Annotated in this window: 18 protein-coding genes, 1 tRNA gene, 1 pseudogene and 1 riboswitch; of the genes and pseudogenes, 5 read left to right on the top strand and 15 right to left on the bottom strand. The window is 44.1% G+C overall.

Features of this window, described 5'->3' with window-relative positions:
- Positions 1-238: 238 nt before the first annotated feature.
- The 5 genes from IM500_RS13740 to purH all read right to left on the bottom strand — a co-directional run bounded on the left by IM500_RS13740 (position 239) and on the right by purH (position 4,441).
- Positions 239-451: a type II toxin-antitoxin system VapB family antitoxin gene (locus tag IM500_RS13740; protein ID WP_041804466.1), complete on the bottom strand. Its 213-nt coding sequence runs from the start codon at positions 449-451 to the stop codon at positions 239-241.
- 302 nt (positions 452-753) lie between these two features.
- Positions 754-1,254, bottom strand: coding sequence for an endonuclease V (locus IM500_RS13735; RefSeq protein WP_043996815.1), 501 nt, complete (start codon positions 1,252-1,254; stop codon positions 754-756).
- Positions 1,255-1,766: 512 nt separating this feature from the next.
- The gene (locus IM500_RS13730) at positions 1,767-1,985 is read right to left on the bottom strand and encodes a BrnA antitoxin family protein (RefSeq protein WP_287738694.1); all 219 of its coding nucleotides are present in this window, start codon (positions 1,983-1,985) and stop codon (positions 1,767-1,769) included.
- A gap of 19 nt (positions 1,986-2,004) precedes the next feature.
- Entirely contained in the window at positions 2,005-2,280 is a 276-nt protein-coding gene (locus IM500_RS13725; protein WP_002785632.1) for a BrnT family toxin, read from the bottom strand.
- A 625-nt stretch (positions 2,281-2,905) separates the two neighbouring features.
- A complete protein-coding gene (purH, locus tag IM500_RS13720; RefSeq protein ID WP_287738693.1) occupies positions 2,906-4,441 on the bottom strand; it encodes a bifunctional phosphoribosylaminoimidazolecarboxamide formyltransferase/IMP cyclohydrolase in 1,536 nt (511 codons plus the stop codon).
- A 356-nt stretch (positions 4,442-4,797) separates the two neighbouring features.
- Between purH and IM500_RS13715 the strand changes: the two genes are divergently transcribed.
- The 3 genes from IM500_RS13715 to IM500_RS13705 all read left to right on the top strand — a co-directional run bounded on the left by IM500_RS13715 (position 4,798) and on the right by IM500_RS13705 (position 6,887).
- A complete protein-coding gene (locus IM500_RS13715) occupies positions 4,798-5,364 on the top strand; it encodes an ATPase (RefSeq protein ID WP_287738691.1) in 567 nt (188 codons plus the stop codon).
- Position 5,365: 1 nt separating this feature from the next.
- Complete coding sequence (locus tag IM500_RS13710; protein ID WP_103111104.1) at positions 5,366-5,551, top strand: hypothetical protein; 186 nt, start codon at positions 5,366-5,368, stop codon at positions 5,549-5,551.
- A 286-nt stretch (positions 5,552-5,837) separates the two neighbouring features.
- On the top strand, positions 5,838-6,887 hold the full coding sequence (locus IM500_RS13705) for a hypothetical protein (RefSeq protein WP_190722973.1): 1,050 nt from the start codon (positions 5,838-5,840) through the stop codon (positions 6,885-6,887).
- Positions 6,888-6,918: 31 nt separating this feature from the next.
- Here IM500_RS13705 and IM500_RS13700 read toward each other — a convergent pair whose 3' ends face one another.
- Both IM500_RS13700 and IM500_RS13695 read right to left on the bottom strand, forming a co-directional pair.
- Entirely contained in the window at positions 6,919-7,713 is a 795-nt protein-coding gene (locus IM500_RS13700) for a TrmH family RNA methyltransferase (protein WP_287738689.1), read from the bottom strand.
- A gap of 62 nt (positions 7,714-7,775) precedes the next feature.
- Positions 7,776-7,859 (bottom strand) — tRNA-Leu (locus IM500_RS13695).
- A gap of 191 nt (positions 7,860-8,050) precedes the next feature.
- On the opposite strand from IM500_RS13695, the gene murA reads away from it, so the two are divergent.
- Positions 8,051-9,364: a UDP-N-acetylglucosamine 1-carboxyvinyltransferase gene (gene murA, locus IM500_RS13690; RefSeq protein WP_287738687.1), complete on the top strand. Its 1,314-nt coding sequence runs from the start codon at positions 8,051-8,053 to the stop codon at positions 9,362-9,364.
- A gap of 102 nt (positions 9,365-9,466) precedes the next feature.
- Here the strand turns inward: murA and IM500_RS13685 are convergent, their stop codons facing one another.
- From IM500_RS13685 to IM500_RS13670, 4 genes are all read right to left on the bottom strand, one after another.
- Positions 9,467-10,303: an ABC transporter ATP-binding protein gene (locus IM500_RS13685; protein WP_130757741.1), complete on the bottom strand. Its 837-nt coding sequence runs from the start codon at positions 10,301-10,303 to the stop codon at positions 9,467-9,469.
- A 9-nt stretch (positions 10,304-10,312) separates the two neighbouring features.
- Positions 10,313-11,716: a CmpA/NrtA family ABC transporter substrate-binding protein gene (locus IM500_RS13680; protein ID WP_190722977.1), complete on the bottom strand. Its 1,404-nt coding sequence runs from the start codon at positions 11,714-11,716 to the stop codon at positions 10,313-10,315.
- Between the two features lie 4 nt (positions 11,717-11,720).
- The gene (gene ntrB / locus IM500_RS13675; protein WP_108936655.1) at positions 11,721-12,560 is read right to left on the bottom strand and encodes a nitrate ABC transporter permease; all 840 of its coding nucleotides are present in this window, start codon (positions 12,558-12,560) and stop codon (positions 11,721-11,723) included.
- Between the two features lie 107 nt (positions 12,561-12,667).
- Positions 12,668-12,802, bottom strand: a riboswitch (cyclic di-AMP (ydaO/yuaA leader).
- Positions 12,803-12,975: 173 nt separating this feature from the next.
- Positions 12,976-13,578, bottom strand: a complete 603-nt coding sequence (locus tag IM500_RS13670) for a Uma2 family endonuclease (protein WP_287627413.1) — start codon at positions 13,576-13,578, stop codon at positions 12,976-12,978.
- Between the two features lie 303 nt (positions 13,579-13,881).
- On the opposite strand from IM500_RS13670, the gene IM500_RS13665 reads away from it, so the two are divergent.
- Positions 13,882-14,640: a matrixin family metalloprotease gene (locus tag IM500_RS13665; protein WP_287738684.1), complete on the top strand. Its 759-nt coding sequence runs from the start codon at positions 13,882-13,884 to the stop codon at positions 14,638-14,640.
- Positions 14,641-14,812: 172 nt separating this feature from the next.
- Here IM500_RS13665 and IM500_RS13660 read toward each other — a convergent pair whose 3' ends face one another.
- From IM500_RS13660 to IM500_RS13645, 4 genes and pseudogenes are all read right to left on the bottom strand, one after another.
- Complete coding sequence (locus IM500_RS13660; RefSeq protein ID WP_012268333.1) at positions 14,813-15,223, bottom strand: type II toxin-antitoxin system VapC family toxin; 411 nt, start codon at positions 15,221-15,223, stop codon at positions 14,813-14,815.
- Positions 15,220-15,525 carry a hypothetical protein gene (locus IM500_RS13655; protein ID WP_002752790.1) on the bottom strand — a complete coding sequence of 102 codons (306 nt, stop codon included), beginning with the start codon at positions 15,523-15,525 and terminating at the stop codon, positions 15,220-15,222. The genes IM500_RS13660 and IM500_RS13655 overlap by 4 nt, the downstream gene beginning before the upstream one ends.
- Positions 15,526-15,668: 143 nt before the next feature.
- The gene (locus IM500_RS13650) at positions 15,669-16,616 is read right to left on the bottom strand and encodes an RpnC/YadD family protein (RefSeq protein WP_287738682.1); all 948 of its coding nucleotides are present in this window, start codon (positions 16,614-16,616) and stop codon (positions 15,669-15,671) included.
- Positions 16,617-16,732: 116 nt separating this feature from the next.
- Positions 16,733-16,956, bottom strand: a pseudogene (locus IM500_RS13645) (hypothetical protein); the annotation flags it as partial.

The following is a 16,956-nucleotide window of genomic DNA, read 5'->3' as shown; positions in this document are numbered from 1 at the left end:
TAACTTTAAACTCTAAGACAAACATTTTACGCAGGGGGGACTTAGACAAAATCAGTATAGCACAATAAAAGTTAAGTTAACAAGATATAGTTTAAAAAGCCGTCCTAAAAGGACGGGGCTTTAACCCAAAATTTCGGTAAAGCGGGTGAGTAAAATCTCACGATTTGCAATTAACGTTTCCAGTTGCTGGCGAACTTGACCACTGCGATCGCGGAAGACGCTGATCCACACAGATGTGTCAATCAGCAACATGACGAGTTTCACGTAGGGCTTTATAATCAAAATCTGGAGCAAATTGAATTTGTCCGGCAAGGTCGAGAAGGTTTTTCTTACGGCGGGATCTTACGAATTCTTGTAGAGCAAGATTCATTAGTTCCTCTTGGGTGGTGAGGTTAGTCAGTTGAAAGGCTTCCTTGAGAAGCGATTCATCAAGGTTGAGGGTAATTTGCATAGGATGGATATTAGATTGAAGTATAGGTGATTATTCTCTTTACATTTTAATCCGATAGATGACTAACCCACCTCTGGGCATATTTTTGTTAGTTGGCTCTCAAGCTTTAAGCTACATACGGCAATGGCGTAGTGCCTTCGGCATCGCACTTAAACTCACAACTTCAATCTATGGGCATGGTGCGTTCCCAAAAATCGATCGGTGGAGCAGTAGGAGCCAGATTAGGGGACGCACCCTACAAGCTCGGCGTACTGCTACCCAGTGCCTTCGGCATCGCACTATGCAGTGCCTTCGGCATCGCACTATTTCAGTCTCCGTGCAAGACCATCAGCGGCCTTGAGCATCTTGGGTATTCGGAATTGCCCAGCCATTGATTGAATGTGTTGGGCAGCTACGTTGTATTCGATGCCGATTGCTGTGACAAAGAGAGGCCGCTTGCTGTTTGCGCGGAACACTTCGACCGCGTGTTCCGAATCACGATAACGGTTCTTGGCAACGCCGACGATGACGGCGGGTTGCGTCAGCGAACGGTGCAGATACGCACCCAAACCTGGCGTAAGGTCACGAGAGAGATGGCAATAGCCATCAATCACATAGGTGTGTACGTCGAACCCGATCTGCGTGATCACCCTCAGCAGCGGCGACAATTCCCGCCTGTAGAACTTTCCTGGTTCGTATGCCGCCACAGGTTCTTCGGTCGCCGTGCGGCTGGCAATTGGTTCCTCAGATTGCCATTCTTTGAACACAATTGCGGCAGCGTGTGCCGCAGTGTCGGTGTAATGGACATCGAGAGCAGCAATCATCGGAGGCCACCATCCAGAAAATGAACCGGCTTACCGGCAATTATTGCGTCGAGGCAGCCTTCCAATTGAATTGCTTCTGGTAGTTCTTGAGCTTTTTGTACAGGTTTACTTAGAAGTGTTGATAACATTTCTTCTCTTCTCTTGAAAACATCACTATATGTTAGACGGAAAGTTTCCATATATCACGCCGAATACACATTTGTTAAAAAAAAATCTTTCCGCCTATTACTCTCAAATGGAGCAATCGCAAGAAACTTTCCCTATATTACGCCCAAAAGCGTGTTAGCCAGATTAGTTTACTGCAAACAATCTACTTTAAAGAGACTTATCACAGAAGCCTTCTAGGGTTCTAGCAAAGATTCTTAGATATGACGGCACTTTGTCACAAAATTTCACTATTATTTCGGGTGCGGTGATTTGTTATAGCGGTTTTCAGTCTAATAAGGTATAGTAAATCCCTTGTTATGCCGCTGCAATCCTTGTTTTCAAATACAAAAACATGAATCTGCCTGTTATTGATGTGCCTCCATATACGCTCGTAGCAATTGATTGATCTGTGTTTGATAGCCATGCCCTTGAGACTTAAACCACTCTAATACATCGCTATCAATGGGGAGTGTAACTTGAGCCTTGGCTTTTGTAGCAGGTAAACCCCGCCGCACTACCGCCTTAGCAAACATTTCTGGCGTAATCTCTGGACAATCTGATAAATCAATATCTGCATCGCTCATCGCATCCAATCGTTGCCAATCAGTTTGAGAGTTGCTCGAAGTAGGTTCGTTGTTCATATTTCGTCGCTTTTCTTGCAGAAATAATACGGGTGCAATCCTCCCGTTCTGTATGGACAACGGCAATCACTCGCCCTTGCAACAAACCGAATGTGACAAAACGCTGCTCTCCATAACCGTAACGATCGTCCTCAACCGTTACAATATCCCCATCAAACACGGCTGGAACATCGGTAAAATCTATTCCGTGCTTACGAAGATTAGCAAGACGTTTTGCTTCATCCCATTCATATTCCATAACCGAACGACAGCTACAATAACCAATTGTAGTTATAAATTGTCGTTACAGCTATCCATGCCAAGCAATGTTTATCGTGAATGAATGCCCCGCAAGCAACTTCAAGCCACTGTCCTAACCGAGGACTTGCCGCATAACTACATATTACAGGTCAACTTTCTATATAACACTCTCCAGAGTAACGATATGGATCAACTTTCTGTACATCACCCCATTTAGGCGCAATCGCAAGAAACTTTCCCTACATCACGCCCAAAAGCCTGTTAGCCAGATTAGTTTACTGCAAACAATCTACTTTAAGGAGACTTATCATAGAAGCCTTCTAGAGTTCTAGCAAAGATTCTTTATCTGACTGCACTTTGTCACAAAACTTCACTATTATTTTGACACTCTTAATAGTTGGAGAGGAAACATTGATCGCTAAGTCTGGTCAATTTTTGTCCAAAGCATTTGAGGAAATGACCTGAATAAATAGCCAGACATGGCACTATTTTATTTGTTCCCCAAAAGCTTGACATCCTCGCACTTTTGGCAAATTTAAGACTATTGAATAGGGGAAATTAACTGATAATTAATACAAATTTGGGGTGCGTTAATTTAAGCAATAACACACCCTAACTTTGTATTAATGCAAGAAATGACGAATGCCTGTTAAGACCATAATTAAACCTAACTCATTAGCGGCATTAATTGAATCCTGATCTTTTAAAGAACCTCCGGGTTGAACAATTGCCTCGATACCAAACTGGGCCGCCGTGCGAACAGAATCATCAAAGGGGAAAAAACCATCACTAGCCAAATAGCCACCTTTAGCCGCTTCCCCTGCTTGTTCAAGGGCAATTTTCACCGAACCAACGCGATTCATTTGCCCCGCACCAACGCCTAAAGTAGTTTGATTTTTTGTCACCACAATAGCGTTAGATTTAACGTGCTTAGATACTTTCCAAGCAAACAGTAATTCCGCTAATTGTGCAGGGGTAGGTTGTTTTTCTGTCACCACGCGCCAATCATCCGGGGTTTCTACCAGATCATCGGCCGCTTGTACTAGAAAACCGCCGGCGATAACTTTTACTGTTTGTTTTTCTCCCCTGCTTAAATCCGGCAGTAATAAAATCCGCACTTTTGACTTTTTAGCGAGGATATCCCGGGCTTCGGGGCTACAATCGGGGGCAACCACGCATTCTAGGAAGGTTTTCGTTAATTCTTTAGCGGTTGCTTCATCTATGGCTTGATTTAGGGCAACAATACCCCCAAAAGCCGAGATAGCATCGGCATGAAAAGCTTTAGTATAAGCTTCCACTAAACTACCACCGATCGCCACTCCACAGGGATTAGTGTGTTTCAAAATAGCGGCAGCCGGTTCTTCCCTGCCGAATTCGGCGATTAAACGGCGGGCTGCTTCTAAATCGACTAAATTGTTATAACTTAGTTCTTTTCCCTGTAATAAGGTCGCTTTTCCCCAACCTTGAGCCATTGTACCGCTGCCGTACCAAGTGGCACTTTGGTGGGGATTTTCGCCGTAACGCAGGGTTTGCAGGGCATTTCCCGCCAAATTAAAGCGAGTCGTTTCCCCGTTTAAGCTGGCGAAATAGGCAGCGATCGCACCATCGTAGGCATTGGTTAAAGCGAAGGTTTCCCCCGCCATTTTTTGACGGAATTCCAGGGAGATTTCGCCGTTATTTTGCCGTAATTGGCTTAAATACTGCTCGTAATACTTCGGGTTACTGATGACAGTCAAATGGGCGAAATTTTTAGCCGAGGCGCGTAACATCGCCGGACCGCCAATATCGATTTGTTCGATCGCCTGAGCGGTGGTAACATCAGGATTAGCGATCGTCTGTTCAAAGGGATAGAGATTAACCACCACCAAATCAAAAGGACGAATTTGATTAGCCTCCATTTCCGCTAAATCTGACTGCCAATCCCGTCTAGCCAAAATACCGCCATGGATGCGAGGATGGAGAGTTTTCACCCTTCCGCCCAAGATTTCAGGAGATCCTGTATATTCTCCCACTTTAATCACGGGAATTCCCGCCGATTGGAGCGTTTTGGCGGTCCCTCCACTGCTAATAATTTCAAAATCAAATTCTTCTGTTAGCTGACGGGCAAAGTCAACTATTCCGGTTTTGTCAGTGACGCTGATCAGCGCTAAACGTCCCATAGTAGTGATCTATAAGCAACAATCTCAGTATATCCCAGCCCTAACCCGTTAAAAATTAAAAAAAGTAGGTTAGTAAATAATCAGCTGCTTCTATATTTTCGTCTCTCAAATATCAACTTATGCCAAGGAAATTTGTAAACTCCTCCTTGAAAGATTTAGTCTGAATTGTTAAAAAATACAGGATTTTTCAGGGTAACGAATTCGATCGAGATTAGTGAAAACCTCTTGGCAACCGTCATCGCCAAATGTTCTCAGATTACCATCATCTAGGAGAGTAGCCACTTCTGGTAAACTGGTACCACTGGTACTTAGTTCGAGGTTATCTCAAAATAATCTGGAGGACGAGCTTTTCCCTCATGTCTGACGTTTATCTAATTGGTGGCCCCAATGGTTCAGGGAAAACCACCGTCGCTAAAAAACTTTTACCCAACTTTTTAGGCGTTATCGAGTACGTTAACGCCGATGAAATTGCCGCCGGACTCTCACCTTTTAATCCTGAGTCGGTTGCTATCCAAGCAGGACGGTTGATGTTAGAAAGACTGATAACACTGAAGTGCCAAGGAATAGATTTTGCTTTTGAAAGCACCCTGGCATCCCGACATTTTGCCCGTTTTTTGAGAGACTGTCAAAGTTCTGGCTATAGGCTCAATCTTATTTATTTTTGGCTACAAAGTCCAGAATTAGCTTTAGAGAGAGTTCACAGAAGGGTAGCCAGTGGCGGTCATAATATTCCTGAAGATGTGGTTCGTCGTCGTTATGAGCGGGGACGCATTAACCTCGTGCAGTTGTATTTACCTTTGTGCGATACTTGGGTTATCTATGATAATTCTGGGGATGAACCGCACTTAGTTGCTGCGTTAGGATTTAATCAACCTCCTATTATTTATAACCCAGACACCTTCCGAATCATTACCAGAAACTAAAATGACTGAACCAACCTTAACGGAACTGCATCAGAAAATCGATACAGGTGTTAGAGTCGCAATCGCAGAAGCAATTGAGAGACACCGCCTCTTAGGAGAGTCTATCAGCATTTTCAAAGATGGCCAAATTGTCACCTTAACAGCCGCGCAAATTCCGCCAAAACCTGCCAAAAAAACGGAAGTGTAAAAAATTGGTTGACTGTCTCAAATTTCACTATTCGCGGCAATTCTATCAAGACTAGAAACGAAAAATAAGCAATTTAGAAGGTTTAAGGCGGGATTACCCGGATGCTAATCTTAGTTTTAACGGAAGATTACGCTGTAGCTAATCCAATCTACTCAACTATATTTTTCGAGGTTCCCAAAGATTTTCAGTCGTGATACAATATTAGGCCGATGTCTATTACAGCGTTTCTCATAAAGATGAAGTGTAACCTGATTCGATATCGACGACCGACTCCTGACTACCTAAAATGAAAACTTCGTACCTCACCATTAAGATAACTGATATAAGTGCGAATCGAGTGGTTAAGTTCTCGATTATTTTTTTCTTATCTGCTATTTTTGCTAGTCTTAGTTCACAATTTTTGCTTCTTGCTTCTAGTTCACAAGCAATTGCTCAAACAAGTAATTTAAGCAACCAATCTTCTCCAACTTCCAATGAATTATTGAATGGAATAATTATTGCAATTGTTTCTGGAATAATTGGATTTCTTGCCAATTTTATTATTGAACTACTCAAGAAAAAAAGTGAACCAAGAAAGCAAATTTCTTATAGCAAGCTTGTCAAAAGCGGAATTATTGGCAATATTGAAAAAGATATCGAGAACAAAATTGGTATCTTGTACAATGGAAAGCCAGCACAAAATATGTTTTATGCACTTTTTGATATTGAGAATACAGGTAATCAACAAATTAAAAATCAAGAAATAAGATTTGAATTCACAAATATCGATGAAGTCTTAGATGTATTTTACTGTCCCCAAAAAATAGAACCTGAAATGGAGCTTAAAGAACTTACCGAAACCAGTCTTGGCAAGCATGAGAAAAAGTTTAGAATAGGTGTTATTAAACCACAAGAAAAACTAGGATTTAGATTTATTGTACAAGGACTGAAAAGTCAAGCTCTGGACTTCAAGCACCACACTAAAAATGATGATGATGTACGTTTTATCAAAATTGAAGAAAAAAAAGTTGCAGACGACATTGAACAGGTAAGAGTTTTCTTGACGAATTGTCTTTTTGCTTTTGTGTTGCTACCTTTGATAAGAACAAGTTTTTCTTCTATCTCCATTATTGATATTTTTATATCTCCCTTGCTATCATTAGCCAGTTTGTCAATTTTTGTTTTTTTAATACTTCCACGTCTTGAGGCATTTATAAAATCCGTTATTAATCTAGTATCAGCAACATCAAATAAACAGTCCGATGTACGATGCGGGGATATAGGAATGTTAGTTACTGGAGGTTCTGTAAACGTTGAAAAGCTTGCATTATCATCCGATGAAAATGAAGTAATATAACTGTCGGTTTTAACGGTGGATTACGCTGACGCTAATCCACCCTACTGTAGGATAATTGTCTTCTAGCTTCGTAGAGGATGACAGCAGTAGCGATCGCAACATTTAAAGATTCCACACCACCAAAGAGGGGAATTTTCACCGTTTCATCGGCTAAAGTCGCTAATTGGGGTGATAAACCGGCTCCTTCATTGCCTAATAATATTAAAGTCGGACGGGTAAAATCAATCTCCCAATGGCTTTTGGTGGCTGTGGGTAAAGTCGCGATCGCTTTTACCCCCTGTGCTTGATATTTTTTCACTAAAGCGGATAAATCCGATTCTACCACTAGGGGCGATCGAAACCATTCCCCGGCGGAACTGCGGATCACTTTGGGGTTATCGATTTCGACGCTATCGAGACTTAACCAGATACCCTGTACTTCCGTAGCCACAGCAGTGCGGATAATAGTGCCGAGATTGCCTGGATCCTGCAATCTTTCCAAAACTAAGCCCAATTGTAGCGGATTTTGGGGGACTGGATGAAGGTGATCACGGGCAATAGTGGCAATCACACCATCGGGATTAACCGTTGTTGCTAGGGAAGCGAGGACTTCCGGGGAAACTATCTCGACTCGTTTCGCTTGATTTTGAAGTTTCTCTGCTAATTCTCCCTGTCTTTGCTGCCACTTTTCTGTCAAACAGACCGTCTCTAGGGAACAATTCAGGGCTAAAGCTGTCTCTAATAAGTGGGTTCCCTCAATTAAGGACAAATTCTGCTCCTGTCGCTCTCTAGTGCGGTGTAGCTTGCGAATTTGCTTGATTAAAGGGTTTTGAACACTGCTAATCATAGCCAATCGGATTTTTCACCCTGCTAGGGCTACCCTAAACCACTGCGTCTTGAGGGAGATAATGCGGAACTCGGGACTTGAACCCGAAAGTCTTTGCAGACACTAGAACCTGAATCTAGCGCGTCTACCAATTCCGCCAGTTCCGCATTTTTCTTTCACAATCTTTTATTATACTATCGGACAATCCATAAGTCAAGATAGTTGAGATAATTAAGACAAAAATCGCTTTTCGGGGTAGAATCACCAATAATTTCCTCAAAAATCTGATACAGTGCAGTCTCATTTTGCTGAAGCTTTCCTTAGCCAAGACTCCCAACTAAGATAAATGAATCATCCTATGACCATCGATACCGAGCATCCCTATTTAGAAATTCAAGGTCGTCACTCTCTCAAGGGTGAAGTCAAGATCAGTGGTGCCAAAAATGCCGCTCTAGTGATTATGGCGGGGGCTTTACTCTGCTCCGACGAGTGCCAGATTAGTAATGTACCTGCCCTGGCCGATATCGAGCGGATGAGTCAAATTCTCTCGGCTTTGGGCGTGCAAGTCCGTCGCACCGGAGATAGACTAGAGATTGATGGCAGAGACCTCAAACAAGCTCAAGCACCCTACGATCTCGTCTCCCAGTTGCGAGCCAGTTTTTTCGCCATCGGACCGATTTTAGCCCGTTTAGGAGAAGCAAAAGTTCCCCTCCCCGGCGGCTGCGCCATTGGGGCCAGACCAGTGGATCTGCACGTTAGAGGCCTACAGTCAATGGGTGCAGATGTATTAATTGACGGCGGCATGGTACACGCCCGCGTTAAGGGTAATGGTCGTCTGAAAGGGGCGAATATTTATCTGGATTATCCCAGTGTGGGAGCGACGGAAACCCTAATGATGGCGGCGACTTTAGCGTTCGGGGAAACCATTCTCGGTAATGCGGCCCAGGAGCCGGAGGTGATTGATTTAGCCAATTTTTGTGTTTCCATGGGGGCAAAAATTCGCGGTGCCGGGACCAATACAATTGTCATCGAGGGAGTTTCCCGTCTGCACAGTACCGATTACAGTATCATTCCCGATCGCATTGAAGCTGGGACTTTACTGATAGCCGGGGCGATTACCCGCTCGGAAATTAGTCTTTATCCCGTGATTCCCAGCCATTTAGCTTCGGTAATTGCCAAACTGCACGAAATCGGTCCGGAAGTGGTGGAAGATGGTCCTAATCGTCTCCGGATTATCCCTAAAGACTTAAAAGCCACCGATATCGAAACCCTGCCCTATCCCGGTTTTCCCACAGATATGCAGGCCCAATTTATGGCTCTATTAACTTTAACCGAGGGCAGTAGCGTGGTTAATGAGACGGTTTTTGAAAATCGTCTGCGTCATGTGGCCGAATTAAAGCGTCTGGGAGCAGATATCAAGGTCAAAGGAAATGTGGCTTTAGTGCGCGGTGTGCCTTTCCTATCTGGGGCTCCGGTGATGGCCACGGATCTACGCGCTTCGGCAGCTTTGGTGGTGGCAGGATTGGCAGCCCAGGGGACTACTATTGTGCAGGGACTCCATCACCTCGATCGAGGTTACGATAATTTAGAGGGTAAATTAAGAGCATTAGGGGCAAATTTACGCCGGGTTGATCCTTTAGCCTTAGAATTGGCTACCCTGACCCAATCTTAACAGAAAAAGGGCGAAGCATTCGGGCAATAACCTATCGCTGAAACCGGAGATTTCCTATCCGAATGCTTCGGCCCGACAGATATTATCTGACTTTTTCACCGCCTATTCATCGGCTGTAAAATAACGCTCTAGAAAATCGAGAGCATGATTTCTTAAATCATAATATTCTTGAGTTTCTCGCATGGCGTGACGATCCCGGGGATGGGGAAAAGGCACTGTTAAAATCTCACCGATATTAGCATGGGGCCCATTGGTCATTAAAACAATGCGATCGGACATGAAAATTGCCTCATCTACATCATGGGTAATCATAATCACCGCTTGCCGGTGACTCTCCCAAATTTTCAGCACTTCCTGTTGTAATTTTCGCTTAGTTAAAGCATCTAAAGCCCCAAAAGGTTCATCCATTAATAGCATTTTCGGTCGAGTTACCAAAGCGCGAGCGATGCCCACCCGCTGCTTCATTCCGCCGGAGATTTCTTCGGGATATTTATCAGCAGCGGCCGTTAAATGCACCATAGCTAAATGTTCATTAACAAGGCTATTTTTTTCAACTTTACTAGCACTTTTAAGAACTTCATCCACCGCCAAGCGAATATTTTCTCGCACTGTCAACCAGGGCAAAAGAGAATAATGCTGAAAAACCATCATGCGGTCAGCCCCCGGTTTACGAATTAACTTTCCTTCTAAAGTCACCTGTCCCGAGGAGGCTTGTTCTAAACCGGCAATAATTTTTAAAAGCGTCGATTTGCCGCAACCGGAATGACCGATCACCGAAATGTATTCTTGGGAACCAATAGTCAGATTGACCCCATCAAGTACAACAAAATTGCTGCCATCAGCTTGAGGATAAGCTTTAACGATATTTTTAATCTCTAAAAATTCCTCCCCGGAAAAGGAACTTGAGAGCGAGTTAGGAACAGAGGAGAATTGGGCCATAATAATTAATTATCCCTGCAAATAAAAGAATTGAGGTGAATTGGCGCGAATTTCAAAACTGTTGAGATAACCGACGAGATCGCTAGGATCAAAAGCCTTTTGATCGATAAAAGCCCCCGGCGGTACGACGTAATAATCTTCGCTGGGACAAATAATACCCATATCGTCGGCGATTTGACGGTATAAATCGGTTTTCCAAGCTTTTTTAGCTACTTCTTCCGCATTTTTGGGTATTGCAGCAATCTGTCCCCAGCGAGCGGCCTGGGTGATTAACCAAAGACTTTCGGATTGCCAGAGAAAGGTAGAATGATCGTGATCGGCTTTGGCAATATCTTTTGGCATGGCGAAAAAAATTGTCGTCGCTAGATCCTCAACCAGACGTTTTCGATCATCGAAACCCCCATAGTTGTAATCCCCAACGATGCCGGGGCGGGTAAATTGTGGTTTTGCCCCTGTAAACGAGCGCCCGGAAATGATCGTCGCTACTTCCTCTCGATTTTCAGGTCGATCGCAATACTGACAAGCTTCAATCATCGCTTTGACTAAAGAGCGATAGGTTTTCGGGTTTTCTTCGATAAAAGACTCCATCACCGCTAGAATGCGATCGGGGTGTCCTTGCCAGATTTCCCGTCCCTGGGCAAAGGTAAAACCGACCCCTTCGTTACCGGTAATCGCCCTAGTGTTCCAGGGTTCGGCCACCATATAAGCTTGCATTGTACCAATACGCATATTGTTGACCATCTGCGGCGGCGGAATAATCAAAAGACGAAATTCTTCGATCGGATTAATGCCCATCGATGCCGTCAGGTAACGCAGGAAGTATTCATAGATGGAGGAACTCAAGACCGCTGCCCAGATGCGCTCTTCCGGGGGGATACTCTGGAAATAGGCTTGCAGTTGCCGGCCCGCTTGCTCAAGATCGCCATTATACTCTCGCCAAGGTCGAAGGCCAAAATCCCACATCGGCCGGTTCATGGTCATAGCGTTACCGTGACGATGAATAGTCATCGCCCCACACAGAGGGGCAACCCGCGCCCCTTCTGCCCCCGTCCTCGCATTGGTAATCGCCCCGGAGACCACGGGAGAAGCGTCCAAGCGTCCGAAGATAATCCCATCACGGGAATTCGCCCAACTTGCTTCCCGACTGAGGGTGACATTCAGTCCATACTTGCGAAAAAAGCCTTTTTCCCAGGCGACGGCGAAGGGGGCGCAATCATTGACGGGGACATATCCCACGGTGAGGTGAGGTTTTTCTAGGGTTTTCGGATCGATAATCGGGGTTACGGCTAGGGCTGCCTCGGTTAATCCCGTCGGGTTGCGACTGGCATTGATAGTACAGGCAGTCAGACTACCAGTAACCAAAGTCGTCCCCAATCCCTGAAGGAAGGTACGTCTAGATATGGGGGGAATCATGGTATTAACTGCCCGGTTTAGCGGGACGATGGGTGACAAGGACTTGTAAACGGCTAATTAGGTAATCGAGGATTAAACCGGTAACGCCGATGACAATCACCGCCAGAAAGACGGAACTAAGGTTTAAGCGATTCCACTCATCCCAAAGAAAAAACCCGATTCCCACACCTCCGGTTAACATTTCCACGGCTACGATGACTAGCCAAGCAATTCCTAAACTTAAGCGCAATCCCGTAAAAATGTAAGGCAAACTAGCGGGGAGGATAATTTTAAAAATCTGGCGATATTTGGGCATTTCTAGGACTCTGGCCACATCGATATAGTCTTTGGGTACACTACCGACTCCTAGGGCTGTATTAATCATGGTTGACCAGAGGGAGGTGATGAAAATCACAAAAATGGCCGAGGGTTCCGCGACTCCAAACATGGCCAGAGAGATGGGTAGCCAAGCTAGGGGAGAAACGGGGCGTAGAATTTGAATGATCGGATTGAGGATGAGCATAGCCGGCCGGGATAGCCCGATGAGAAACCCGACTGGAATAGCCACTAATGCTCCCAACAGAAAACCGATTAAGACGCGTCGCAAACTGGCCAGCAATAGCCAACCGATGCCGAGATTGCCCGGACCGCGACGATAGAAGGGATGGAGAATATAATCGAGATTGCTAGTCAAGGCCTGCCAAGGATTGGGCATCAATTCACTTCGGAAAGTCGCAATTACCCACCAGAGGGTAATCAGACCGATAAAACCCATCGCCGGATACAGTACCACATCCTTAAACAGCCAAGCTTTCGCTTGCCTGCCTGTGGCACGCCCAGCGACTAAAATAGCCGCAATATTCATGTTATTTACCCTTGTATAAGGATCGAGGTACAGATAATGAGCAGTACCAACCAAGAATCCTGAAAGAGCCAGAATATTTGCAGGAATATCTCCTATTCTGTTTCTCTTCAGTCTTCCCCCAATGCCGACGAAGTTAGCTGACGGGCTAGGACTGAGAGATGTCCTTTTCATTGACTGAAATTCGCCCCAAATTCGGTTCCTCCGCTTCAACAGACCACGGTTGAATTAGGCTGACTTACTCTATTTGCCCAGAATGATAACATATTCGATCGAGTTGTGGGAAAATCCCGGTCGCCTCTGATACTAAATCCTTTTTTAACAGTATGATTAACTCCCAATCCAACTTTAAAAACCCACTCCCCACTTCCCCAATTCATAATTCATAATTCATAACAGGAGTCCGCAGCGATCGCATTTACCAAATCTTAGCCATTACTAATACAAACCCCGGCAATTCTGGATCACCACTAATGGTTTCAGGAGCATTTAAAATCTCCGGTTCTCGATGGGGACGATAAATATAGACTTGGCGATTTTGGCGATCGATTAACCAACCCAATAAAGTACCATTGGCAATATATTCTTCCATCTTTTTCTGCAAACTGGATACCGTATCACTAGCAGAACGCAATTCAATCACAAAATCGGGACAGATGGGGGCAAAAGAGGCTTTTTGTTTTTCTGTTAAAGCATTCCAGCGTTCTAATTTAATCCAAGCAGCATCGGGTGAACGAGTCGCGCCATTGGGCAGCGTAAAACCCGCACTGGAATCAAACCCAAGCCCCGTCCCATCTAGTTCTGACCAACTCCCCAGTTGCAGAGCTATATTAAAATTGCGATTACCCGTATCTGAAAAAGCAGGAGGCATAACGATCACTTCTCCACTAGCGCTGCGTTCAATGCGTAAATCTCGATTGGCTAAACAAAATTCATAAAATTGCTCCTCCGTCATCGGCATAATCCAAGGAAGATCAATCATCAAAGGAGCCGAGGTCGCTTGTACAAGTAGTGTCGTCATATTTTCGCCCTACTCAAGAATTACATGAGTTAACAACTGAATGCCCTTCAATCTTAACTTAGCTCTAGTCATCGGCATTATTGACTACTAAAAGATAGAAGGCGATCGCTCTTAACGTTGCTAAAGAAGCCTGACGGAGAGGAATGTAAATATTTATAAAAATGTATCTTAGAATACAGTTCTGGGGGGGGGAATGTGTATTGTTTTGCTATCTCCTTTTGGGGTTGGGTTGGGTTGTTGCTTGACTTGGCTGCGAGAGGGGCGATCACGCCAAAAATAACAAAACACGATCATGGAAAAACAATGAAAAATTGGACTTTAACTTTGATTCTTAGCACGGCTGTAACCACTACAGCGATGAGCTTTGCAAATTGTGCAAGTGTAAGAGCCAGTTCTTTAACTGATTTTGTTCCCGAAGGTTTACCAACCGCCCCAGTAGGGATGCCTCTGACATTTGGTTTTGATATTACTAACAGTGATACTCCTCCACAAGAGGACTGGGTGAGTATTTTTAAGGAAGCTTTAAAAGAGTGGGATGATGTTATATGTAATACTGAAACATTATTCTGGGGTGACACTTTTGATGTTTCAGTTCAATGGCAAAAGGCAAGTTATTTTTTAGGAAGAGGATGGGATAGTGCCTTGGGAGTATATGTTTTAAGCGAGAGTGAAATATACTTTAACAGTGACTTGCCTTGGTATTTTCAAATAGGAGGAATCCCACCTGCAAACCAGTATAGTTTTCAAGCTGTTGCTAAACACGAAATTGGACACGCATTAGGCTTGGATGGTGATTGGGGACAAAAACCGCCAGCAGACAGACCCCCATGGGCAAAAGATGATGAAATCATGTGGGGGGTGTTTGATAGTGGAAGAGACTATGACGGTCTTAAAGCATCTGATTTGAGACTATTAAGAGAGGCTGGTTATCATGTTAACGTCCCCGAACCCTCCTCCATCCTAAGCATACTAGGCCTCGGCACACTCGGCGCAGCCTCAACCCTCAAGCGCAAATTGAAATCCTCCAAATCCTCAGAAAAAGAAACCACAAAAGTCTCCTAATACCATCAATAAATCCGACAATTCCCCTTCATTAATTGGAGGGGTTTTTATCAGTTGTCATACTAAATCCGTTGAGTAACGCACAGAAAACGGGTTTCTCCGAGAAACCCGTTTTCTATTTGGGGATAGTTTTTCCTAGCTTAGGGGGATTGAAAGTTTAATTTTCCCTCTGTTATTCAAATAGAATTATGAAACCCTCTTGCTGAAAATGATTATCGTGAGTTAACACTTGACTGATTTTTAAGCGCTGCATGACCGTCATTGAAATACAATCTGTCAGGCTATATTCCTTGTCTGGACGGCGGCGGTATAACTCGAAGCCTTGCAGGAATGATTCTCGGTTTTGCGGAATGACTTGAAGGCGGGGATTCTGGAGCAGATCATCGATAAATTCGACAGTACGCCGCTTCCGATTTGCTCCCCGGACTGACATAAAATTCAGTAGCTCTACCAAAACTTCATCCGTCGTCACAAGTTTAACATTTTTGAGACTGGACGTAACTTCTCTGGCTCGTTGATGCCAATTATCTTGGGGATTGATTAAAGCAACCCAGTAGAAAGTGTCGGCAAAAATTTGTTTCATTGCCTTTTCTTGGGACTCCCATAAAGATAATGGTCATGCTCTTCTGCACCGTCAGATGGAAGCGGCTCAAGTTCTTCTTCAGGGAAGTTCAGATTCAACCTATCAACTATCTTTAAAATTGATTCTCCAGTCTCCTCTTGAGATATATCAGAAGCCATCAGATGAGTTTCCAGGGCATCTTTCAGTCGATTTAAAACGCCTTCTAGAGAGCTATCCTGGTAATCAATTGCTGCTAATTCAGGAGATTTGAGTGAATATCCGTCGGGATTCTTGGAGATGACAATGCTGATTTGATTGACCATAATCTTTCCTATCTCAGGCTAATCAAGAATTGGGACTTCTTTAGTCTAGCAAAATAAGCAGGACATTTAAGGTTCTTCAGGATTTGGAAATGATTGTTCATCGGGAATTTTAATTGTCTGTTTTTGAGATTGGGACTGAAAGTTTAATTTTCCCTGAATCTTTCTAACAGTTCTGAGCGAGATAAATTGGCCAGAGAAAGAAGTAACCCGGTGCGTTCCGAGATAGGAAGTTGGGCAATCTGTTCCACCAGACCAGATAATTCTGCATCTAGGCTGCCAAAGCGTCCTTCCAGAAGACTGGTTATCAGCGATAGTTGTCCTTCTAAACTGCCTCGTTGTATCCCTTCTTGTATCCCTTCTTGTTTCCACTCTTCTCGTTGTTGTAAATAAGCTGGTGATAGGTTCATAATCTCCTCCTGTTCTTCGGTACTTAAATTATCTCTTAATTCCAAACTCTTGCGCCAGTTGGCCAGAATTTCCAGTAAATTCTCTTGGAAAGGATTACCTTCAGGCAATTGCACTAATTCTTCTACTGCTCGTTTCTGTGTCCCTCCTTTCCCTAGCACCCTCAACCATAAAGTCTCCTCATTGACTGGTAATTGATGGATGGCGACGATTCCTGTTTTGAACAGGCTAGGGGAAAAATAAACTCCTTTTCCCCACTCCTCTTTCATCCCCTCTTCTGGTAGGAATGAAGGGGGGATTCCCACGACTTCTTCAATCATTCTCCCCGAAAAAGTAGGCGTTAAAATCCAGAGAACTGGTAGTTCAGCTTCGGTTAGAGTTTTGTTTGTCCGTTTCGCCTTCCTCAAGACCTCGCCATGAACCGCATATAACTTTGAGATGCAACTGCGAATCTCTACCTCGGAGGGTGGGTTACGGAAAGGTTCAAATAAGCAGCAAGTCGCCGCCATTTTACCGAGTAAACCCAAGGGTAATTCCGTCCTTGATGCTGAACTGGCTGGTTCAAACCAGACATCGATTTCTTGGACTTCACTCTTGACTTTCTTGCTCTTTTTAATCGTTCCTAGAGACGCTAAGAGTTCTTCTAAATATTCCTTGGCAAATTGGTCGTGAATTTGGCGAGTCATTGCAGGGGATAATTAATCCGAGAAAGTGCATTAACAATCTTGTTAGATCATAGCAAGTTTTGAGAATTTATCGAAGGGAATTTTAATTGTCTGTTTTTGAGATTGGGACTGAAAGTTTAATTTTCCCTGAATCTTTCTAACAGTTCTGAGCGAGATAAATTGGCCAGAGAAAGAAGTAACCCGGTGCGTTCCGAGATGGGAAGTTGGGCAATCTGTTCCACCAGACCAGATAATTCTGTATCTAGGGGGCCAAACCGTCCTTCCAGAAGACTGGTTATCAGCGATAGTTGTCCTTCTAAACTGCCTCGTTGCATCCCTTCTTGTATCCCTCGTTGTATCC

The sequence above is a fragment of the Microcystis sp. M179S2 genome (assembly GCF_020245805.1).
In the GTDB taxonomy this organism is placed as follows: domain Bacteria; phylum Cyanobacteriota; class Cyanobacteriia; order Cyanobacteriales; family Microcystaceae; genus Microcystis; species Microcystis aeruginosa.
The sequence above is the reverse complement of the archived record's forward strand: the minus strand, read 5'-3'. Positions and strand labels throughout refer to the sequence as shown.